The 20,937-nt window shown below is 34.6% G+C and carries 20 protein-coding genes and 2 pseudogenes; 4 read left to right on the top strand and 18 right to left on the bottom strand.

Annotated features, from left to right (window positions below; all coding sequences use genetic code 11):
- Positions 1-43 precede the first annotated feature (43 nt).
- A complete protein-coding gene (locus AR685_RS13710; protein ID WP_047444823.1) occupies positions 44-1,795 on the top strand; it encodes an ABC transporter ATP-binding protein in 1,752 nt (583 codons plus the stop codon).
- Between the two features lie 6 nt (positions 1,796-1,801).
- On the opposite strand, the gene AR685_RS13705 is transcribed toward AR685_RS13710, so the two are convergent.
- Together AR685_RS13705 and AR685_RS13700 are read right to left on the bottom strand one after the other, a co-directional pair.
- Positions 1,802-2,155: a hypothetical protein gene (locus AR685_RS13705; RefSeq protein ID WP_047444821.1), complete on the bottom strand. Its 354-nt coding sequence runs from the start codon at positions 2,153-2,155 to the stop codon at positions 1,802-1,804.
- A gap of 109 nt (positions 2,156-2,264) precedes the next feature.
- Positions 2,265-3,137, bottom strand: a complete 873-nt coding sequence (locus tag AR685_RS13700) for a CPBP family intramembrane glutamic endopeptidase (RefSeq protein ID WP_047444818.1) — start codon at positions 3,135-3,137, stop codon at positions 2,265-2,267.
- A 292-nt stretch (positions 3,138-3,429) separates the two neighbouring features.
- On the opposite strand from AR685_RS13700, the gene AR685_RS13695 reads away from it, so the two are divergent.
- Positions 3,430-3,642, top strand: coding sequence for a hypothetical protein (locus AR685_RS13695; RefSeq protein ID WP_047444816.1), 213 nt, complete (start codon positions 3,430-3,432; stop codon positions 3,640-3,642).
- Between the two features lie 50 nt (positions 3,643-3,692).
- Here the strand turns inward: AR685_RS13695 and AR685_RS13690 are convergent, their stop codons facing one another.
- From AR685_RS13690 to AR685_RS13665, 6 genes are all read right to left on the bottom strand, one after another.
- Positions 3,693-4,454, bottom strand: coding sequence for a DUF3575 domain-containing protein (locus AR685_RS13690; protein WP_059124914.1), 762 nt, complete (start codon positions 4,452-4,454; stop codon positions 3,693-3,695).
- A 429-nt stretch (positions 4,455-4,883) separates the two neighbouring features.
- Entirely contained in the window at positions 4,884-5,240 is a 357-nt protein-coding gene (locus tag AR685_RS13685) for a DUF2200 domain-containing protein (protein WP_047444811.1), read from the bottom strand.
- 89 nt (positions 5,241-5,329) lie between these two features.
- The gene (locus AR685_RS13680; RefSeq protein ID WP_059124913.1) at positions 5,330-5,782 is read right to left on the bottom strand and encodes an SRPBCC domain-containing protein; all 453 of its coding nucleotides are present in this window, start codon (positions 5,780-5,782) and stop codon (positions 5,330-5,332) included.
- A 361-nt stretch (positions 5,783-6,143) separates the two neighbouring features.
- Positions 6,144-6,551, bottom strand: coding sequence for an NAD(+)--rifampin ADP-ribosyltransferase (gene arr / locus AR685_RS13675; protein WP_047444807.1), 408 nt, complete (start codon positions 6,549-6,551; stop codon positions 6,144-6,146).
- Positions 6,552-6,649: 98 nt separating this feature from the next.
- Positions 6,650-8,707, bottom strand: coding sequence for a M48 family metalloprotease (locus AR685_RS13670; protein WP_059124912.1), 2,058 nt, complete (start codon positions 8,705-8,707; stop codon positions 6,650-6,652).
- 174 nt (positions 8,708-8,881) lie between these two features.
- The gene (locus tag AR685_RS13665; protein ID WP_228376442.1) at positions 8,882-9,400 is read right to left on the bottom strand and encodes a hypothetical protein; all 519 of its coding nucleotides are present in this window, start codon (positions 9,398-9,400) and stop codon (positions 8,882-8,884) included.
- 246 nt (positions 9,401-9,646) lie between these two features.
- On the opposite strand from AR685_RS13665, the gene AR685_RS13660 reads away from it, so the two are divergent.
- Positions 9,647-10,489, top strand: a complete 843-nt coding sequence (locus tag AR685_RS13660; RefSeq protein ID WP_228376441.1) for a winged helix-turn-helix domain-containing protein — start codon at positions 9,647-9,649, stop codon at positions 10,487-10,489.
- Between the two features lie 183 nt (positions 10,490-10,672).
- Here AR685_RS13660 and AR685_RS13655 read toward each other — a convergent pair.
- From AR685_RS13655 to AR685_RS13635, 5 genes and pseudogenes are all read right to left on the bottom strand, one after another.
- A pseudogene (locus AR685_RS13655) lies at positions 10,673-11,080 on the bottom strand (XRE family transcriptional regulator).
- A 223-nt stretch (positions 11,081-11,303) separates the two neighbouring features.
- Complete coding sequence (locus AR685_RS13650) at positions 11,304-12,230, bottom strand: Kelch repeat-containing protein (protein ID WP_059124909.1); 927 nt, start codon at positions 12,228-12,230, stop codon at positions 11,304-11,306.
- Between the two features lie 96 nt (positions 12,231-12,326).
- Positions 12,327-12,659, bottom strand: a complete 333-nt coding sequence (locus AR685_RS13645) for a hypothetical protein (RefSeq protein ID WP_059124908.1) — start codon at positions 12,657-12,659, stop codon at positions 12,327-12,329.
- Positions 12,643-12,945 (bottom strand): hypothetical protein, encoded by a 303-nt coding sequence (locus AR685_RS13640; RefSeq protein ID WP_059124907.1) that lies wholly within the window; start codon positions 12,943-12,945, stop codon positions 12,643-12,645. Before AR685_RS13640 ends, AR685_RS13645 begins: the two co-directional genes overlap by 17 nt.
- A 165-nt stretch (positions 12,946-13,110) precedes the next feature.
- Positions 13,111-13,917 (bottom strand): DUF6193 family natural product biosynthesis protein, encoded by an 807-nt coding sequence (locus AR685_RS13635; protein ID WP_047444790.1) that lies wholly within the window; start codon positions 13,915-13,917, stop codon positions 13,111-13,113.
- Positions 13,918-14,089: 172 nt separating this feature from the next.
- Here AR685_RS13635 and AR685_RS13630 point away from each other — a divergent pair.
- Positions 14,090-14,685, top strand: a pseudogene (locus AR685_RS13630) (tyrosine-type recombinase/integrase); the annotation flags it as partial.
- A 30-nt stretch (positions 14,686-14,715) separates the two neighbouring features.
- Here AR685_RS13630 and AR685_RS18280 read toward each other — a convergent pair.
- From AR685_RS18280 to AR685_RS13605, 5 genes are all read right to left on the bottom strand, one after another.
- On the bottom strand, positions 14,716-14,871 hold the full coding sequence (locus AR685_RS18280; protein WP_228376443.1) for a hypothetical protein: 156 nt from the start codon (positions 14,869-14,871) through the stop codon (positions 14,716-14,718).
- Between the two features lie 252 nt (positions 14,872-15,123).
- Positions 15,124-15,534, bottom strand: a complete 411-nt coding sequence (locus tag AR685_RS13625; RefSeq protein ID WP_047444788.1) for a helix-turn-helix transcriptional regulator — start codon at positions 15,532-15,534, stop codon at positions 15,124-15,126.
- Between the two features lie 701 nt (positions 15,535-16,235).
- A complete protein-coding gene (groL, locus tag AR685_RS13615; RefSeq protein WP_047444783.1) occupies positions 16,236-17,861 on the bottom strand; it encodes a chaperonin GroEL in 1,626 nt (541 codons plus the stop codon).
- Between the two features lie 107 nt (positions 17,862-17,968).
- The gene (gene groES / locus AR685_RS13610) at positions 17,969-18,247 is read right to left on the bottom strand and encodes a co-chaperone GroES (protein WP_047444781.1); all 279 of its coding nucleotides are present in this window, start codon (positions 18,245-18,247) and stop codon (positions 17,969-17,971) included.
- Between the two features lie 253 nt (positions 18,248-18,500).
- The gene (locus AR685_RS13605; RefSeq protein ID WP_059124906.1) at positions 18,501-20,876 is read right to left on the bottom strand and encodes a M1 family aminopeptidase; all 2,376 of its coding nucleotides are present in this window, start codon (positions 20,874-20,876) and stop codon (positions 18,501-18,503) included.
- Positions 20,877-20,937: the final 61 nt, after the last annotated feature.

The following is a 20,937-nucleotide window of genomic DNA, read 5'->3' as shown; positions in this document are numbered from 1 at the left end:
GCAGAGAATTTTTTAAAATTAATTCTTTACGTCAATTTCGATCATGAAAAAACAAGATACCTGGGCAATAGTAAAGAGACTTTTCTTCATTGGTATGAAGTTTCGTTCGTGGTTTATTTTTACCCTAATTATTTCCATTATACTGTCCATAGTTTCCACGTACAGACCTTATCTTACCATGCAAATCGTAGATAATGATATTACGAAACTGAAAGATAAGGCCTTGATGATGAAGCATATTTATGTTTTGGTAGGGTTGGTTTTTGCAGAGACGATTTTAAATTTCTTTTTGGTTTATTTTTCTAATTATATTTCTCAGAATGTCATCAGAGATATTCGCGAAAGACTTTACAATAAGCTGATTTATTTTAAAACCGCTTTCTTTGATAAAACCCCAATTGGTCAGTTGGTCACTCGTGCAGTGGGGGATGTAGAAACCATTGCTACCGTTTATACAGATGGTTTCTTAATGGTTTTTGGAGATGTTTTGAGAATTATTTTCGTACTCTTCATGATGTTTCAGGTGGATGTGCATCTGAGTTATATCTCGTTGGCGATCTTACCTCTAATGGTCGTGATTACAAGGTTTTTCCAGAAAAGGCTGAAAAAAGCTTTTGGTGATGAAAGAAACTGGACTTCCAACCAAAACTCTTTTGTGCAGGAAAGATTAGCCGGCATGCCTATTATTCAGGTGTTTAACAGGCAAAAAGCTGAATTTCAAAAGTTTGACGATATTAATATTACCCTAAAGAGTGCTTTGCTGAGAACGGTTTTTATCTTCTCGCTCTTTTTTCCTGTAGTTGAATTAATTTCTTCACTTTTTATCGGTTTTGTTTTGTTTTATGGAGGTTACATTACCATCAGCGCAGGTGTCGTGATTGCTTTTATTCAGTTTATTTCAATGCTGATTCGACCTTTGAGGCAGATTGCAGACCGTTTCAATAATATTCAACGTGGAATTGTAGGTGCGGAAAGAGTTTTAGGGATTATGGATGAAGATTATGCAATGCCAAACAACGGAAAGGTTTCTAAAGACCATTTTCACGGAAAAATAGAATTCAAAGATGTACGTTTCGCATACGATGATAAGCAGGAAGTTTTAAAAGGAATTGATTTTAAAGTCAATCCTGGAGAAACGGTAGCTATTGTAGGAGCCACCGGAGCTGGGAAATCAACGATTATTAGTTTGATCACGAGATTATATGACATTAATTCCGGAGAAATTTTTATTGATGACGTTGAATTGAAAGATTACGAGCTGTATAATCTGAGAAGTCATATCGGTGTTGTTCTGCAGGATGTTTTCCTGTTCCATGGAAGTATTTTTGAGAATCTTGCGTTTGGAGATGACAGTGTGACTTTAGAGAAAATAAAAGCCGGCGCAAAAGAAATTGAAGTGGATGATTTTATCGAAAGTCTTCCCGGTGGTTATGAATATGTAGTAAGCGAAAGAGGTTCGTCTATTTCATTAGGTCAAAGACAGTTATTATCTTTCTTAAGAGCCTATTTGTCTGACCCGAAAATTTTGATTTTAGATGAAGCAACTTCCTCTATTGATCATGAAAGTGAAAAACTAATCCAGAAAGCGACAGAAAAAATCACCAAAAACAGAACTTCAATCATTATTGCCCACAGACTTTCAACTATAGAGAAAGCCGACAAAATCATTGTTATGGAGCATGGTAAGATCGTTGAAGAAGGAAAGCATCTTGAACTTCTGGATAAGAATGGCTATTATTCAACCTTGTACAAAGCGCAGCTGAGACACGAAATTGAAGTTGAGGAAAAGATTTAATTTAAATTATATACCGTAAGGAATAAATCCTAGATCTTTTCTCCATGTATCTCCATGTTTTTCTGTGAGAGTTTTAGCAACGAGTTGATTGTTTTCTCTGGCTTTCTGAGATTGGAATTGGCTGATCACACAATTCTGATAAATGACCGCAATACCATATTTTTTTCTGAATTCATCATGATTTCTTGACATGATTCCAAACTGCATGAAATGAGGAGCATTTTCGTTTGGTAAAATTCTTTCATTCTTGGTTGTATTTGTTTTAACATTATCAGATTTATTCTGTGCGGCTTTTTGTGCAAAAATAGAACCTGAAATTGTAAGTGAAATCAAAACGAGAAGGGTATTAAATGTTTTCATGGTTTAAAATGTATTTGCTTATTTGATTGCAGATTGTTTTAAGAGTTAAATTTAAAAATCACTTTTAATAGATATTTCTTAAGAACAGAATAAATTTAAACTTGAAAATTTATTCAATATCATATTCTTTTTCCAGAATCTTTTTAAATTCTTCTTTGGTGACACCTTGCTTGGAAGAAAAATCCATATCAATTAAATATTCATCCACGTAATATTTTTCTTCACCATAAATCTGATCGAGAATGTCCTGAAGAAACAACTGTTCCGCATCAATTTTGTACACTTTATTATCTCTACTATCTATTGAGATTGACTGAATTTCATTTTGATTGAAAAGTATTTTCTCATCGATTTCTAAGCTGTAGTTTTTAGAATGATCTTTGATAGGACAGCTCATCAAAAGTACAATTGACGGAATAATTAAAGCAGCAATCAAATTCCATAAAGCATGATAAATGAATCCATAATAAAAATTGATTCTCACCCGAATGTAGCTCAGTACAAATCCGCCGGAAAGCTGGCTTAAAATTATTAAAGGCAATAAGAGATAAAAACTTAAAGAGTCATTATAATAATTGCTGGCGTGTACAAGACCAAATGCAATACTCATTGTGTATACCAGATAAGGAAAATATCGATCCCATTTTTCTCGGTCGATCCATTTACTGAAAATTGAATTATATCTTAAAATAGACCTGAACATGATTTCTTCTACAAAGGGAACTATCAAAACCATTAGTGCGATGATAGCATATATTGTATTGAATTTGTAATCTAAACTTGGTGATTTTATCGTTATGAATTCGTCAATCAGATAATTAAGAGGTGTAACAATGATTAAAGTAAAGAGTAATTCTAAAATTAAAAGTTTAAAAATTAAAGAAAACTTATTTTTAGTAGAAAGATGAATCTGTTGATCGTTGGGTTTCTTTAAAAAATTAAAAAAGTCATTAAGAATCGACTTTGTGTTTGCGTTATACATGCTTATTCTTTTCCTAATTATTAGTGCTTGGAATTATGGTTTTGTTACAACGAAAAATGCCTGTAGCATTAAGTTTGTTAACATTTAGTTCATATTGAATTCACTTTTAATTAATAACTATACAGTTAGGTATAGTTATTGTTATTTTGATTAAATGTAAAAATTATCGAAAACCCTATGGTTATTTCAAAGTAAATTACTAAATTTATTAAAAATTTAACCATCTGTTGAAATTAATAGGGGTTAGTTTGATAATTGTTGATGATTTTTTAACTTAAACCAAAATATAAAGATGAATAATATCCAAGACGAATTTCAAGTCTTAAGAGAAGAACTCAAGAAATTGAACATTGATGTTGAAAAAGTGGTAAAAGTAGGAAATGGAAGTATGGATTTCCATGAAGTCTTTTACAGATCCCCACGTTATGATGATGTGAGAACAGTTTACGTACAACGCCATACTCTTGACCATCTTATTGAAAAATTTAAAGATGCTTACAAATAAAAAAAATACCGTTCATACTTTATGAACGGTATTTTTTATTTCAAGATGCATTAAAATCTGTATCCCAATGAGAATCCGCTTCTAAAACCTGCCCACGGTCCATCTACCTTTATTTTTGCACCATTTGAATTGGTTTCTACAGTATAATTTACAAAGGGAATATCTAAATTTTCAATCTCCCTTTTTAGCTCAGCCTGCATCTCTGGAGTGAGAAAAATATCGCTCATTAAACTGAAGTCTCCTTTCCCTGAGCCATAGTGTGCCCCGGCAATCCAAAAGTCTAACACAAAACTATGCTGCTTGTTGAGGAAAAACTGTGCACCAACCATGAGTCCGCCGCTGTTTCCTTTTGCATCTCCCAAACCTTTCATTGGAATGGGTAAGGTCGTTCCAAAAGCACTGTAATCATAAGTGTAGTCAAACGTATTGGTGGAAACTTTTGAGTAACGATAGTAGGGAGCGAAGTAAAATCCCTTTCCATAGCCTTCACCGATATAAAATCTAGGCTCTATGGTCAAGTTGGTTGCTTTGATTTTAAGATTCTGAAAATCTTTTTCATCTTCTTCGCTTAAAAAAGCATTCATAAATGGAACTTTCCCTTCTGCTACAGTTCCGAATCCTATATTTATGGCGAACCATCTGTTGATTGATCTCTCATAAGAAAGATTAATGTTTCGGAACGCATAACCAGTAATATTGGTTTTAATGATATTCATTTTATCCTCAGGAACTGTGTGTACATTAGGAGGCATTTCTTGTGCGTTAATTCCTGAAATGAGGATACAGGAAAGGAGTAATAGTATTTTTTTCATGGTGTTATATTTTGTGGTGTAAATAAGCTAGAAATGTTGTTTAAATAGATGAAATTTAAGTCAACACTACATTACAATTGTATTAATCAAAAACCGTTCTAAAAACTTAAAACGGCTCAAAATATTTTGAAATACTTAATGATATTTACTTTTTTATGAATTATAACCTGTCAGATTGAGTTTTATTTTCATAAAATCTAATGAAGTGCTGTAGGAGGTACTCTGCTATTTATATTTTCATGATTTAAATATGATGTTTTGATCAGATTGCCATCTAAGCTAGAGAAGTTAGTTTTAGATATTTAAAATGAGAAGCTAATGAATGGTTACTTACTTTACTTATGAGAATTTAAAGATTTCATATTATGTGATTCAACTAAATTTTGCGAATATTTTTATACCAATTCAAAAGAGAATATGCTTACATCATCATTCGCTTTTTCTCAAAATTTTCTCCATTGATTTTCCTTTGGCCAGTTCATCGATCAATTTATCAAGATACCGGATGTTTCGCATCAGTTCATTTTCAATATCTTCCACACGATAACCACAGATTACTCCTTTAATCAACGAAACGTTGGGGTTGAGTTTTGGAGCTTCATCGAAGAAAGTCTGAAAATCAGTTCTTTTTTCCAACAGTTCCTGAAGACTTTTTTCATCATATCCTGTAAGCCAGAAAATGATTTCGTGTACTTCCTCTTTTGTGCGTCCTTTCTTTTCTGCTTTTGTGATGTAGTGGGGATAAACACTGACAAATGATGTGGTGAAAATTCTTGTATTTTGCATTGTTTTGGAGTTTTTATGTATTTAAAGTTCCCTTTCAATGGGTAAGATGATAGTTCCTGATAAGTTAACTTTCTGGAGTTGTAGTAGGTTTACATGTTTTCCTTTCGGTCAGGATTTCCTGTACCTGTTACTATCAATGGGATTAAGCTGTTTTCCAGATAATGTGTCCAACCTTTTGAGCACCCTTCAAAACATTGAAATTCTGGGACCAATCCTACATGTGTAACCTCTAATTTGGTTTTGCCATCCTGTTCTGTAATTTCAAAAATGACCTTGGTGCCGTTCCATTCATCTTGCTTTTCTACGAAGGATAATCTGCTGTCTAAAGTCAACCATACAACCTTTTTGTTTAGAAAAACTTCCACTACTCTGTGCTTAGAATAATGGATGTCACCATGTATGTAAGTAAATTCGTCGTTGAGGTTTTCTGAATCTCCTTCTGCTGCTTCAGACCACCAACCACGTACGTTAGTAATTGCTTTAAAAACCTCGTTTGGCGTTTGATCCACTAAAAAAGAAATGTTGAAATTTTTATTTTCCATTAAAAGGTATTTTATTAGTTTTTACAGAAATTTTTTGGGAAAAATTTTCTTCAGAATGATTTTCTAATGATTTGAGTTCATTATTACTTAGTCAAAAAGTATCTTCCTCTTTACGCAAGCTCAATTTTATAATTAAATACTTCTAAAATGGTCCGATTTCATGCATTCTCTATTTCACGTACTGAAAGCCTTATCTGACTTGTTACATTTTTCATACCTATTAAAAGATCTCATCTCTTGCTTTGTGTATAGACAATATCTTGATGAAATACTATTGCGATACTCTGGGGTGAAAACTTGCTGTGAGCAGGAGGCAGTGTACAAAAATAAGTAAGGATTTCATACCAAATGTATCTCTAAATTAATCTTCAATCGCTTCAATGCCTTGCTCTTTCAGCTTTTCCAAATGATCTTTCATCATTTTAAGCTGTTCAGGGGAATGACCTTCCCAATCTGTAACTTCTCCAACGACTTTGAAAGCATATTGCGAACGGTAGGATTTTGTAGGATTTCCCGGAAACTTTTTATCTGTTACGTTAGGATCGTCTTCTATTTTCCCTGTCGGTTCTACGATGTAGATTCTTTCTTTCCCGTCTCCGAAAGCCAATTCTGCGCCCCAAGTTGCCGCATCCAAAGTGGCGGAAAGATAAATGTACTTTGATTTTCTTTTTGTTCCGTAATTTGATACAAAGCCTACTTCGATGAGGTCACCAGTTTTTAAATCTGCTTTTGTACCGTGGTAGTAGATTGGGATTTGTTCTGCGCTCATTGTTTTAATTCATTTAAATAATTATCATACTTTGTAAGAATCTTTAGTAAAAATAACAAAAAAACCGTTCTGTAAAAACAAAACGGTTGGTACTCTAACTAGGAGAATTTTTCTACACGCCGACGCTCTTCAAGATTGTTCATCAGTGATAGTACTTCTTTTTTAACTAAAAAATATTTTCTGTGAAGAAGATAAGGTAAAGTATTGATTGCGTTCATCAGCAGTCGCAGATTGGCTTCAAAATATTCTTCATTACGGAAATAGATGTGCTCTTTCTCAATGTAATCTTTCAAATCTTTTATATCTTTCTCACTCAATTCGGAGGTGAGGTGTAGATTTTGAAGATGAAATCTCATTTCCTGTTTTAATTGGTCTTCCAAAGATTTAAGCGTTATAAAATTATGTCTGATCTGCTCAAAAGGAGTTCGGGCACTGATAAAAGCAGTAGCATTTACGAGATCAATGTACAGCTTGTATTTTTCTTCATAAAGCTTATCGTAATCTGAAAATGATTGATAAAGACTCACAAATTCTGATTTCCTATTTTGGATGTCAGCTGTTTTCAGAAAGTAATTGTAAATATCAGAATCATTTTTTATGATTTGATCTTTTATTTCTACAATTGACTGATCAATTTTCGGAATCAGTTTTTTGGCTTCAGCAGCTTTATATTTTTTTCCGTCGTAGTCGAATGTTTTTAAAATAAATTCTTTATTGGCAACCGCTTCGATGGTTTTTTTATCACTTTCCAAAGCGATTAAAGTGTATACAAGTTCTACTTTTTCATTGTCGTAAAGGTTTTCAAACTGAATATTTTCAGACAGAACGTTCTCCTGAATTTCAGGATTTGGATTTTTGTTATCGTAGTAGTTATTAAAAATTTTATCAAAAGAATCTCTCTGATACTGTGTTTCAAATTCAGATTTAAAAGTTTCGAATTCTAAATCTTTTCTTCCACGTTCGTATTTTATGTTGGAGAAAAGTTTGGCTGTCAGTTTTTCTTCTGTTTTTGCGAAATCTTTAAATAGATCTTTTGCAGGTTGATTGTCGACTTCTTTTGTAATATTAAGCTGTCTTAGTTTTGCTACGCGGTCTTCTGTGGAAGGATGCGATGCCCATTGATTTTCTATATTCAGTTTTGATTTGTTGAACAAGCCTGACTCTGTAAGTTTCACATGTGGAAGATCGTATTTCATTTCTAGTTCGTTTTGCTCGGCAAGAAAATTCATCACAAAAAACTGTTCTCTGTAGATATTTCTACTCGATTGGTTTTTTGAAATTCTCGCTTCATAAAAATTAAGCACATTATGATAAGAATTATTGGCCAGTTCTAGTCTCAAAAGCGATTCTTCCAAAGAAATCGATCCTGCAATATTGGCGGCAACCTCGTCTGCATGAAATTCCATTTCTCTGGAAAGTGCCATGTGACGTATATTGACGTAAGAATACATCTTCGCAAGCACCCATTGTATTTTTGAAGTAAAGAAAATGGCCAGCGATGCAAAAATTGAAAAATAGCCGCTGAAACTAGCGAACTTTTCAACAGAATTTCGATATGATTCATCATCATTGACCAAATTAAAAATAATCTGATTCACATTATAGACATAGCTTCCCACCTTCATGGAACGCTGCGAGAAATGCCCGAATTCGTGAGAAAGTATCGCTTTCAGTTCCTGTTTTGTTGTAGTGTTGATAAGACCGACTCCGATTGTTAGATTTTTCTGAATGGGAAAAAACATACTCCAAAAACTTGAATCATAGAATACACTTGCGTTGACATCGTTTGACAGGTATACTTTTTTCGGGAAGTTGGTTTCGGCTTCTTTTACGATGTCATCAATCATTTTAAAAAGTTCAGGTTCGTCTGATCTCTTGATTTCGGTTAGATCACTTCTGTCGTTGATGTGCTTTTTAAATAAAAATTTAATGATAAAAAAGAACACAAAAATTCCTGTTCCTGCTAAACCTGCACCAACCATTAAAGTCAGAAACATAGGCTTTGCTGCAATGAGCCAGATTCCGCCACCGATACACGCTAAAGCCAAAGCGATGGTGAAAATAAAAATAAGAATGTAGACAAAAACAAAAGTGACAATAGAAGAAACCGCTGCCTTGGTCTTTTTTCTAAAATCCTGTGAAATCTGAATGTGCATGGTTATATTTTTTACAATAATACATACATCTTGGTAATCGGGCAAGAAAATCCTGAATGGTAGAGTTAAATTGCTTTGATTTTAAAATTGAATTAACTTCAGTCAGCCATTCAAATATTTGAGTATTAAATTAACCTTGTCAAGGTTTAAAATCTTGACAAGGTTAATATTTACTCAGCAGCCACCTGTGCGGGGAACACGTTTAAAAATAACTTTGCTGTCTCTTTCTAAAGATCCGCAGGAAATAATTGGAAATTCATACTTTGGCGCATGCGATACGTAACGGCTTTTGATCATTATTTTGTCATTTACCTTAAGACTTCGCAATTGCGCAAGCTGAGATTCTGTTGCATCAAATGTTACAATATAATCGTCACCATTAATTCTGACCATCACTCCTAAACCTAATCTTGAGCCCGGCGGAAGGGTAAGAGAGGTTATGACTGCCTCCATGTTGGTGTACTCGGTAATGTGCTTCCAGATTTTAGCTTCAGCGGCATACACTTTTTTACCTCGGGAAGACGCTTCCCATTGTTTGAACTTAATACCGGCAGGAGTAGCCTCCCATTTTTTCATTGCAGCTGTCTTTTCAGCAGCGGATAATTGCTTTTGGGTATGCTTCTTATTAACTTCATTCTTTATTTCGCGATTGGCGAATACGAGTCCACTCACCACAATCAGTGGTAACATCATTACATAAATTACTTTTTTCATAATTTTTTAAATTAAATTTAGATTCTTTTAATAACTCAAATCTGATTAGACATACTATGATTTTTTATATGCTGTCAAAGTTGATTAAGCGAAAATACTTTGATATTTATCTGATTTTGGGATTTAGATTGTAAATAAAATTGTAAACTTTGTAAATAATAACTTGACAATATGCATCTTAGTCAAAATCTCTTCTCAGGAAAGCGCAAATACCTTTTTATGTGTATGTTGCTCTCATTGATCTTTGTCATCTGTGCGGGTTTCAGTACAAAGGATAAGGACGACTTTGAGTTTGCCAAAAGGGAAGTGTTACTTCGCAGAATAGGACATGAGTTACTTTTACAATCGGGTGATCGTTCATCAAGAGTGCCTCCGGTAAAGAAAATTTCGGAAAATGAATATGAGATCAGTTTTGAGAATGAGCTAAGTTTCCAACCTGACTCGCTGGTAAATCTTACGAAGCGGGTGTTGGCAAAAGATCCTCTCGCAAGCGATTATATTGTGAATGTTCTCAACTGTGGTAACTCCAGTGTAGCGTATGGATATTCGATATCAAAGAATAAAAAAGATGATATCGTTGCCTGTATAGGAAGGAAACAACCGAAGGCATGTTACTTACTTAACATCAAATTCAAACCATCAGGGATCAGCACAGCAAAAAGCGCCTATCTCGTGAGTGGCTTTTCATTTTTAGCTTTTATCGGTTTTATTTTTTTTAGATATAAATCTACAAAGCAACGAAAAGTTGTACCCGAAACTCAGCAAAGTGATTTGTTCACATTAGGCTCCGTATCGTTTGACGCAAAAAACAGGAAACTCATCATCAACGACCTCACAACAGACCTCACCACAACCGAAAGCCGTGTATTGCTTATTTTCGCATCATCTCCCAACGAAATCATTGAGAGAAGCCGACTGCAAAAGGAAATCTGGGAAGATGACGGTGTCATTGTTGGTCGAAGTCTCGATATGTTTATCTCAAAACTCAGAAAGAAACTGGAAATCGATCCGAATATTAAGATTGTTGTGATCCGTGGGAAAGGGTACAGGCTTGAAGTTGGGGTTTAGCAAAATTTTTAACTTTAAATTTATCTTACAGAATGTTACTATTGATAAAGTATAAAACCCTGAAACGGTTAATTTTTGATGAATAAGAGTGTTGATTTAACATAATTGAGTGGCATTAAAGTGGCACTATCAAGCCTTTAAAGTGCCTTTATCTATAATACAACTACGCAGTAAGAAGAAACTTTATTTTTGTGTCAGTTGTTCCAGTTTTACCATCATGTCATCTTTTTCTTTCAGCATTCTTTCGTACAAAGCAATTTTTTCTTCGTGCAGTTGAAGCACCTTATCAACCGGATGAAATGATGGATTATAATTTATTCCGTTGAGAATGGCTCCATTGTCAAAAGTATTGGCAATAATATTAATTGCCTGCTCCTCATCCATATTTTGAATCGCTTCTACGGGAATTTTTAAAATCTGAGATATTCTTTCTACAACATCCTCTTCCACTATTTCTTTTTGTTCAAGAAGTAAAATTTTCTTTTGATTCCAATCTTCTCCTAAATCAAAAGCTAAAGATACCTACTTAATACCTAACATTTCACGGAAACGCTTTATATTTCTACCCTGATGTGCTTTTTTGTTTTGCATATTTGTGAATTACAGAAGCAAATATAATTAAAAGTGAGAGAATAAAAAATTGAGTAGTTCACAACTATTTAATGTTTTTATAACTACCAGTTTTGCTTCATGTGAAATTGATTGACTTGATAAGGAAATATAGTATTCAAATTAATTGCTGTTATTTTTACTGCTCATCATGAAACCATCTCTGTGGGCATTCGTATAAACTTTGATCTAAATCTTCATTAGATTATTTAGCCGAAAGTGCTTCTTCGCTGATATCTGCAACCTGAATACTTTTAATAGCTGATTTGGTTGAGGATGCTGTACTTCCGCCGATGATGTATAATTTATCATTATATATTTCGGCAGCAGCATGTCGTCTGGGAATCATATTGGATGATAACTTATGCAACTTATTGGTCTCTGTATCAAAATAGGCCAGAAAACTCTGATTATTATAACCGCCTGCAATAAAAATCTTATTACCGGACACCGCTAATGAATGCCCCGATATTGCAGCAGGCATCGTATATTGATCAGTCCAAAGATTTTTTTTGAGATCATACACATTGACCAGGCGGGATGACGTACCGTTAAAACCACCAATGACATAAAGCTTATCATTCACAATTTTGCCCCTTGCTTCTCTGGCAGTGGGCATATCCGGTAGTGGATGCCATGTGTCTGAAGCAATGTCATAATATTGGAATCTGTTAGAAAATACAGTAGTTGCGGCATTGTTTAGCCCACTTCCGCCGAACGTGTATATTTTTCCGTTATAGATGGCAGAACCTGCATTTCCTGTGTAGGCACGGTTAACAGCTCCTTTCGTTTTTTGATGAGTTTCAAGGTCTATAATTTCAAGATGGCTGTTTCCCCAACCGTTAAAAATATAAATTTTATTACCGTAAGTCTCCGAATTGGCAAATCTTTTAGGAACCAGACTGGAGTTGATTGTACTCCAGCGGTTATCTTTAATGCTGTATTTCTCAATAATAGTAGCATGACCATCCGCATCTTTATAACCATTGCTCACATAAATATTGTCATCTACAATGGCACTGTTTATCGCTCCTCTGCGAATAGACATATCCGCAAGATGTTTAAAATTTAGGGTTTGCGCATTGGCTAAACATAAACCGAAAATTGAGAGCAGAAATAATTTTGTTTTCAATGGTGTTGAGGTTTGGTTTAATTGATTTTCTGTGCAAAAAATTATGTTTTAAATATAGGGAAAAGTCACGGATTGGAAATCCGCGACATCTGATTTTTATTTGTCGCATTTGTTGTCATAAATACTTGGGTTCAATATTTTGTCTAAGTCGTCAATTTTGAGTAAGTCTTCAATTGTCTGTTGAATACAATCTCTTGTCAATTCCTTTACGAATAAGTCGGGAGGCTTTTGATAAAGTCCGTGTAAATTTTGTCCTGTTTTTTTGTCTTCGTCAACTGCGGTTTGTAAAAACTTGTATGTCCAAACATTCAGTCCGTAATGTCGTCCGTCATCCAAGTCAACTTGGATATTGCAAAACTCATTTTCAATGTCCCAATTATTCGGGTCAACCTCTTCAAATTCTAGCCACAATTTAAATTTCTTCTCCATTGTCTGTTTTCCAGTTAAAATTTAATGCTCCACATTTAGGACAACTTATATACTCTTCGTCAAGTTGGTCAAATTTACAGCGGTTACATTGTCCGTAAATTTTGTTAATGTGAGTTACAATATATTTTGCATCCTTGTGGCTAAGTTTTAAATTGTCAATTAAATAATTAGTAGTATGAAGAGGTGATTGAATTGTAAACTCTATTAACTTGCTCTTTTCTGAAATAGCAAAATCTGGAATATCAATTCCTTCTTTTGGTAAACAATTTTTACATTTTACAATCATTCTAAGCGTCGTTTCTAAAATTGGCTATAACGGTTCGGGGCTTTGCGATGGTGGGGCAATCGAAGCACAAATCTTCAATTCTGCACAAAAGTTGAACCGAAGAACTACCGTTGAACTTTACGGTTTCGCCCCACTATTGCAAAACCCTTGTTGGCAGTAGGTTTTCTATTCGTTTGCTGTCCCTTTTCTTGCTGACTGTACATTGTCTGGTAAATTAGCTTTAACTATTTTCAGAGCTTCTTCTGCATTTCCTTCGCCAAGATATTCACATTTATTTTTTGTCACTACAAATTGAGTTTCTAATTTATTAATGTCTTGCACTGAACTACTTTTTTTCCCTTGAATTGGGGCGAAGTTCTCAAATAGTTTTGGCGTTACATTTGGTAAATTGTCTGTGTCATAAGGATAACCTGTACACCTGCTAAAACACAACGTATACAAACTTGTGAATGGAAACAATTTATTCAAAACATTGTCCTTGATTGCAAGTTTAACAAAATCGTTAATTTCTGATCTGTCTTGGTCTTGCAAAATTAAATTCCAAGTATATTCAACTTCATTCTTGTTGTCAAACGCAAATGCTTTGTCGCTTTGTGATACAAAAGAGAATTTGTCTGCCAACTGTTTTGTTGTAACGTCGTTGCAAAGCCAAAAATCTAATACTTGTGCAAGTTCTGAAATATTTTTAGCTTGTCCGTGTGCAAGACAAACTCCTTCTTTCCAAAAGTCAGGCAGATAAATTTTTTTTTCTGCACCAATGTATACCTGTGAAAATTTTTGTTCATTTTCAATTCTTGCATATGTCAATGGAATTTTGCCCAACTCACTGTCTTGTGAAACTCTCAAAGTTGAATTGAGTTTTTCAAATTCAATATTTATTGCCTTTTGAAGTCCACCAACTTTGTCCAACTCAGGATACATTGTCTGAGTAGGTGTTTTTGATTTAAAGATTTTAAAAAGTTTGTCTAACATTTTTAATTGTCGTATGGTGTCGCACTAAACTTACTGCCAACACCCGAATTTACGCATTGCGCTAATATAAAACATATATAATTGCGCTAATGATGTGTTGATTTTTGTTATCTGTTTGTAAATGAGTGAATTATTTTGTTTATATTTGGGATAAACGCATAAGACCTTCAGGATGAAAAATAAATATGTAGAAGATTTCGCTACGATATTGCATCTTCAACGATATGCAAAAAGCAGTATTAAAACCTATACCTCCCATTTATCTTATTTTTTGAAACTTTCTACCAAGTATCAACCTGAAGATATTACACAAAAACAGTTGGAAGAATTTATTATTTGGCTCGTTGAAAAAAAGAAAGTAGGATTATCTTATCAAAAAGCAATGATCGCTACAATCGTGAAGTTTTATCATGAAACTTTTCAGAGAACAGTTAATCTAAAACATCTTTATCCTCAAAGAAGTGAAAATAAATTACCAAAATTTTTAACTAAAATGGAGGTGAAAAAGATTTTAGATTCTAATTCCAACATAAAACATAAGGCAATTCTTACAACCATATATGCATGTGGTCTCAGACTGGGTGAGATATTGGAACTTAAAATGTCTGATATCAAAACAGATCAGAATATTTTGTTAATCCGATAGTCAAAGGAAGTAAGGATAGAGTGGTGATGCTCTCCCAAAAACTTATTGAGCTGCTGAGGCAGTATTACAAAATCTATAACCCAAAAAAATATTTATTTGAAGGTTCTGAAAATGAGAAGTACTCTCAGCGTAGTGTTCAACAAATTATGAAGTCATCGTTGAAAAAATCGGGTTATACTCCAACGGTTATCTTTAATGCTGTATTTCTCAATAATAGTAGCATGACCATCCGCATCTTTATACCCATTGCTCACATAGATATTGTCACCTGCAATGGTACTGGTTACCGCTCCTCTGCGAACAGACATATCCGCAAGATGTTTAAAATTTAGGTAAACATAAACCGAAAAATGAAAGGAGTAATAATTTTGTTTTCAATGGCGTTGAGGTTTGGTTTAAATGATTTTCTGTGCAAAAAATTATGTTTTAAATATAGGGAAAAGTCACGGATTGGAAATCTGCGACATCGGGGATTTAACATAATTGAGTGGCATTAAGTGGCACTATCCTGCCTTTAAAGTGCCTTTATCTATACTACAACTACGAAGTAATAAGTAACCTTATTTTTGTATTAGTTGCTCCAGTTTCGCCATCATGTCATCTTTTTCTTTCAGCATTCTTTCGTACAATTCCATTTTCTCTTTATGAAGTTCTAAAACTTGATCTAATGGATTAAAAACAGGGTTAATATTTGCGGTGTATGCAAAAGCATTTGAATCATGAAATGTATTGGCAATTATATTGACAGCTTGTTCTTCGTCCAAGTTTTCAATCGCTTCTACAGGGATTTTTAAAATTTCAGAAATTCTTTCTAAAATATCTACTTCAACAGTTTCTTTCTGTTCTAAAAGAGAAATTTTCTTTTGATTCCAATCTTCTCCTAAATCAAAAGCCAGTGCTTCCTGCTTAATGCCTAACATTTCACGGAAACGCTTTATATTTCTGCCCTGATGTGCTTTTTTGTTTTGCATATTTGTGAATTATAGAAGCAAATATAATTAAAAGTAAGGGAATAAAAAATGCTGTTATATTATTCTCAATACGAGATCATTTTTAGTGTTTGAAATTATTCCTCAACAAGTGTAGCCTTCAATGTTTTCAGGGACTTTTATTTTCTCATTTTTTAACTCAGTAACACTTTCGTCCAAAGCTTTTTTCGGAAATCGGATTTTAAAAATAGGAAAAAGTCACGGATTATAAATTCTCGACATCGGGAATAATTTTGTTTTCAATGGCGTTGAGGTTTGGTTGAATTGATTTTCCGTGTAGAAAAATATGGTATAAATATAGGGAAAAGTCACGGATTGGAAATCTGCAAAATCTGAAGTTAATGCTTTTGATGTAAATCTCTTTTAAAATATTTAACATGATTATTTTTATCATTTATTAATTCTATTAAGGGTTTAATAGCATCTTTTGAAAAAACTATTTTTTTCTTATCTTTTATTGTGTCAGTATTTTCTATCCAAATATAATTTGAAAATTTTTCATTAATAGTATTATCAGCAGGGTTCTCAATATGAAAATTATCAGTGTTTGTCCATCCAAGTTCTTTAAATGCTAGCTTTAAAAGTGTGTTTGAAAAATTATATTTTGCATCTTTTTTTTCATAAAAAAACCGCCCAGAAAAATCTGAACGGTTTTAAATTTATATTGTCTCAGCGACACACTGTTACATCATTCCTGGCATTCCACCACCCATTGGCATAGCAGGTTCTGCGCTCTTAATTTCAGTGATGACACACTCAGTTGTTAATAGCATTCCAGAAACTGAAGCTGCGTTTTCAAGGGCAACTCTTGTTACTTTCGTAGGGTCGATGATTCCTGCTTCAAGCATGTTTACATACTCGTCAGTTTTAGCGTTGTATCCGAAGTCTCCGCTGCCTTCAGCAACTTTAGCTACGATTACAGAACCTTCACCTCCTGCGTTAGCAACGATTTGTCTTAATGGCTCTTCGATCGCTCTTTTCACGATTCTGATACCAGTAGTTTCATCAGCATTGATTCCTTCAAGGTTAGCCAAAGCAGAGATTGCTCTTACAAAAGCAACACCACCACCTGCAACGATACCTTCTTCAACCGCTGCTCTCGTAGCGTTCAATGCATCGTCAACTCTGTCTTTTTTCTCTTTCATTTCAACTTCAGAAGCTGCACCTACGTATAGTACTGCAACACCACCAGCTAATTTAGCCAATCTCTCCTGTAGTTTTTCTCTGTCGTAGTCAGAAGTAGTAGTTTCCATCTGAGCTTTGATCTGGTTTACTCTACCTTTGATCTTGCTTTCTTCACCCCCACCGTTTACGATTGTTGTGTTGTCTTTGTCGATAGATACTTTTTCAGCAGTTCCCAACATATCAAGAGATACATTTTCCATTGTGAAACCTTGCTCTTCAGAAATTACCTGACCACCAGTTAAGATAGCGATATCTTCCAACATTGCTTTTCTTCTGTCACCGAATCCCGGAGCTTTTACCGCAGCAATTTTAAGAGAACCTCTTAGTTTGTTTACTACCAAAGTTGCCAAAGCTTCACCTTCAACTTCCTCAGAAATAATCAATAAAGATTTTCCGCTTTGTGCAATGGGCTCAAGAACTGGAAGCAATTCTTTCATGGAAGAGATTTTTTTCTCAACTAAAAGAATGTATGGGTTTTCCAATTCAACTGTCATTTTCTCAGGGTTCGTCACGAAATATGGAGACTGGTAACCTCTGTCAAACTGCATACCTTCTACAACATCTACTGTTGTATCGATACCTTTAGCTTCTTCTACAGTGATTACACCTTCTTTACCTACTTTTCCGAAAGCTTCAGCGATCAGAGATCCGATTGTTTCGTCGTTGTTTGCAGAAACTGAAGCTACCTGCTTCACCATTTCTGTAGAATCACCAACCTGCTTAGACTGCTCTTTCAGGTTAGCAACAACAGCAGTAACTGCTTTGTCAATTCCTCTTTTCAAGTCCATTGGGTTTGCACCAGCAGCTACGTTTTTAAGACCTTCTCTTACGATAGCCTGTGCCAAAACAGTAGCGGTAGTAGTACCGTCTCCTGCTATATCATTGGTTTTGGAAGCAACTTCTTTTACCATTTGCGCTCCCATGTTTTCTACTCTGTCTTCAAGTTCGATTTCTTTTGCTACAGAAACACCATCTTTAGTAACGTGAGGTGCACCGAAAGATTTTTCGATTACTACGTTTCTACCTTTTGGTCCTAAAGTTACTTTTACTGCATTAGCCAATGCATCAACTCCTCTTTTTAGAGCGTCTCTTGACTCGATATCGAATTTTATTTCTTTTGCCATTTTGATTAGATATTAGATGTTAGATGTCAGAAGTTAGACATGTAACAAGTGTTTTAATTTGAATTTAATTTGAATAGTCTGAGATCTGATGTCCTGTGTCTGGAATCTTATCCAATTACACCCAATAAATCTCCTTCTTTTACGATTAAGAAATCTTTTCCGTCTAATTTTAATTCAGAACCTGAATATTTTCCATAAAGAACTTTGTCACCTACTTTTACAGTGGTAGGCTCGTCTACTTTACCAGGACCTACTGCTACTACTGTACCTTCTTGTGGTTTTTCTTTTGCAGTGTCTGGGATAATAATACCTGAAGCTGTTTTAGTTTCTGCAGCGATAGGCTCGATAAGCACTCTGTCTGCTAGGGGTTTAAAGTTTACTGACATAATATGTTTAATTTTTAATTATTTCTGTGATGTAATTCTCTAAATCTGTGCCAACGGTCTTGAAGTGGATTTTTGGCAGATTTTTTCTGAAGATGTGAAATTTTGGCAGAAAAAAAGTTCGCCGATTGCTCGTGAACTTTTAGAATTTAATTACAAGACCTGTCGTAATCTTTTATAGGATAAAAAAAATCGCCAAATTCATTTTTTTTACTTTTGAATAATAGCGATTTTGTAAGTTTTAATGATAAGTATTTTATTTTTTACCTGCCTGCATCGGATTCACCTTTCCTGTTCCGCCACCTCTTACAGGTCCGTCTTGTTTCTGTTTGAATACTTGAAATTTGGAAGTCTCAGAAGAGCTGCCGTCGTTGCTCCATAAATTATTTGACGTGTCAATATCTGCCGTTTCTTTCAGCGGATCAAGCTGAATTGATTTTAGCTTCTTATCGAAATAATAAGTCTTGGAAACTTTCTGTTCGTTTTGTCTCCAGATCTGAGCAGAAGATTTGTCTTTTAGTTTCGTTCCGTCTTCGAATGTGAATTCAAGAATAATAGGCATTACCAAACCTCCTTTGTTACTGAAGTCAATCTGGTATGCTGTAATGTTTTTGAATTTTTCTTTATCCTTGCTGTCTAAGTTTGCAGTACCATCAAATTTATAAGTGTATTCTTTATTGGCATCCACTTTTTCCTGCCCTCTGTCATATCTGTAATAAAAATCCTGAAGATCTTTATCTTTTTCAACTTCAAAAGCGATGCTTTTGTCTTCTCTGTTTCTGATTTTAGAAATGTCTTCAAACTCGTTTTGCAGAGGTTTTTCAATTTTATATTTCGTTTCCGTAGCCTGTTTTGGACTTGCTTCAAAATCTGGAGAAGCAATTGTAACTTTAACAATTGCGATATCTACAGGATCGGTTCCGTAAAACCAACCTCTCCAAAACCAATCTAAATCTTCACCGCTTGCATCTTCCATGGTTCTGAATAGATCTGCAGGTTCTGGATGTTTAAATGCCCATCTTTTAGAATATGTTTTAAATGCTTTGTCGAAAAGTTCTCTTCCCATAATCGTCTCACGAAGAATATTTAATCCTGTCGCTGGTTTAGAATAGGCATTTGGACCAAACTGAATAATGTTTTCAGAGTTGCTCATAATTGGCTCCAGCTGATCTTTCGGAAGCTTCATGTAATCAACGATCGTCCAAGCCGGGCCACGTTTTGAAGGGAATTTATTGTCCCATTTTTCTTCCGTTAAATATTCTGTGAAAGTATTTAAACCTTCATCCATCCAGCTCCACTGTCTTTCGTCAGAATTAATGATCATTGGAAAGAAATTGTGACCAACCTCGTGAATGACAACGCCTATCATTCCATTTTTAGTTCCTTCAGAATAGGTTCCGTCTTTTTCGGTTCTTCCAAAATTGAAGCAGATCATCGGATATTCCATTCCGTTTGCCGCCTCTACAGATTGTGCAACCGGATAAGGATAAGGAATTGTAAATTCTGAGTATGTTTTTATCGTATGAGCAACCGCTTTGGTTGAGTATTTTTTATACAGAGCATAAGCTTCTTTTGGATAGAAACTCATTGCCATTACTTTGTTGTTGTTTTCCGGAATCGTAACTCCCATTCCGTCCCAAACGAATTTTCTTGAAGCCGCCCAAGCAAAGTCTCTTACATCTTTAGCCTCAAAAACCCAGGTTTTTCTCTGTTTTGAATGATTTTTTTCTGCTTTTTTAGCTTCATCTAAAGTAACGATTTCTAAAGGCTCGTTTGAGGTCTGCGATTTATTGTATCTTGATAATTGTTCAGGAGTTAAAACCTGATCGTAATTTTTACATTCTCCGGTTCCGCCGATAATGTAGTCTGCAGGAACATTCATAGAAACCTTGTAATTTCCGAAAACTAAGGCAAATTCGCCTCTTCCCGTAAACTGATGATTTTGCCAACCGTGGAAATCACTGTAAACGCACATTCTCGGAAACCACTGGGTAATTGTATACACATCATTTCCGTCTTCGGCGAAGTTTTCATAACCGCCACGACCGCCCATTTTCATTCTGTTGGGAATGTTATAGTTCCAGTCGATTTTAAAAACAAATTTTTCTCCTTTTTTCAAGACTTTTGGCAAGTCGATACGCATCATCGTTTTGTTGACAGTATATTTCAGCGGTGTTCCGGAAATGTCTGTTACTTTTTCTAAATTCACACCGTATCCGTTATCTTTTGAAGGAAGATCTGTAGTTTTGAGCTGCTGATCGGTAGTAGATTTCGGAAGAGTAGAAGAGTATGCGAAATCTGCTTTTTTAACTGTTGATTGTTGATTTTCGTCCAGTTGAAGCCAGATGTAATCTAATTCGTCAGGCGAATTGTTGTAATAAGTTACCGTTTCAGAACCTTTCAGATTTCTTTTGTCTTCATCAAGATAAGCTGCAATGTCGTAATCGGCTCTGTTTTGCCAATATGCATGCCCTGGAGATCCTGAAGCTGTTCGGTAGACATTGGGTGTAGGAAGAATAGTTCCTAACTGTTCAAATTTATTTCCGTGGTTACTTCCCGGATTGTTTTGAATATTTTGGGCTGATAAACCCATATATATAAATACCGAAAGTGCAGTTACTTTTAGTTTCATAAGAAGATATTTTATTTTAATGGTCAAATGAAATCGCTTTACTTTTCAGTACCATATTTTC

Origin of the sequence: Chryseobacterium sp. JAH (assembly GCF_001507335.1) — a bacterium.
Taxonomy (GTDB): Bacteria; Bacteroidota; Bacteroidia; order Flavobacteriales; family Weeksellaceae; genus Chryseobacterium.
Note: the sequence above shows the minus strand (reverse complement) of the source record. Positions and strands in the feature narration are given on the sequence as shown.

Coding starts and splice junctions, on each gene's coding strand:
- AR685_RS13710 (WP_047444823.1), top strand. CDS start 44: ATGAAAAAACAAGATACCTGGGCAATAGTAAAGAGACTTTTCTTCATT.
- AR685_RS13705 (WP_047444821.1), bottom strand. CDS start 2,155: ATGAAAACATTTAATACCCTTCTCGTTTTGATTTCACTTACAATTTCA.
- AR685_RS13700 (WP_047444818.1), bottom strand. CDS start 3,137: ATGTATAACGCAAACACAAAGTCGATTCTTAATGACTTTTTTAATTTT.
- AR685_RS13695 (WP_047444816.1), top strand. CDS start 3,430: ATGAATAATATCCAAGACGAATTTCAAGTCTTAAGAGAAGAACTCAAG.
- AR685_RS13690 (WP_059124914.1), bottom strand. CDS start 4,454: ATGAAAAAAATACTATTACTCCTTTCCTGTATCCTCATTTCAGGAATT.
- AR685_RS13685 (WP_047444811.1), bottom strand. CDS start 5,240: ATGCAAAATACAAGAATTTTCACCACATCATTTGTCAGTGTTTATCCC.
- AR685_RS13680 (WP_059124913.1), bottom strand. CDS start 5,782: ATGGAAAATAAAAATTTCAACATTTCTTTTTTAGTGGATCAAACGCCA.
- arr (WP_047444807.1), bottom strand. CDS start 6,551: ATGAGCGCAGAACAAATCCCAATCTACTACCACGGTACAAAAGCAGAT.
- AR685_RS13670 (WP_059124912.1), bottom strand. CDS start 8,707: ATGCACATTCAGATTTCACAGGATTTTAGAAAAAAGACCAAGGCAGCG.
- AR685_RS13665 (WP_228376442.1), bottom strand. CDS start 9,400: ATGATGTTACCACTGATTGTGGTGAGTGGACTCGTATTCGCCAATCGC.
- AR685_RS13660 (WP_228376441.1), top strand. CDS start 9,647: ATGTTGCTCTCATTGATCTTTGTCATCTGTGCGGGTTTCAGTACAAAG.
- AR685_RS13645 (WP_059124908.1), bottom strand. CDS start 12,659: ATGGAGAAGAAATTTAAATTGTGGCTAGAATTTGAAGAGGTTGACCCG.
- AR685_RS13640 (WP_059124907.1), bottom strand. CDS start 12,945: ATGATTGTAAAATGTAAAAATTGTTTACCAAAAGAAGGAATTGATATT.
- AR685_RS13635 (WP_047444790.1), bottom strand. CDS start 13,917: ATGTTAGACAAACTTTTTAAAATCTTTAAATCAAAAACACCTACTCAG.
- AR685_RS18280 (WP_228376443.1), bottom strand. CDS start 14,871: ATGTCTGTTCGCAGAGGAGCGGTAACCAGTACCATTGCAGGTGACAAT.
- AR685_RS13625 (WP_047444788.1), bottom strand. CDS start 15,534: ATGCAAAACAAAAAAGCACATCAGGGCAGAAATATAAAGCGTTTCCGT.
- groL (WP_047444783.1), bottom strand. CDS start 17,861: ATGGCAAAAGAAATAAAATTCGATATCGAGTCAAGAGACGCTCTAAAA.
- groES (WP_047444781.1), bottom strand. CDS start 18,247: ATGTCAGTAAACTTTAAACCCCTAGCAGACAGAGTGCTTATCGAGCCT.
- AR685_RS13605 (WP_059124906.1), bottom strand. CDS start 20,876: ATGAAACTAAAAGTAACTGCACTTTCGGTATTTATATATATGGGTTTA.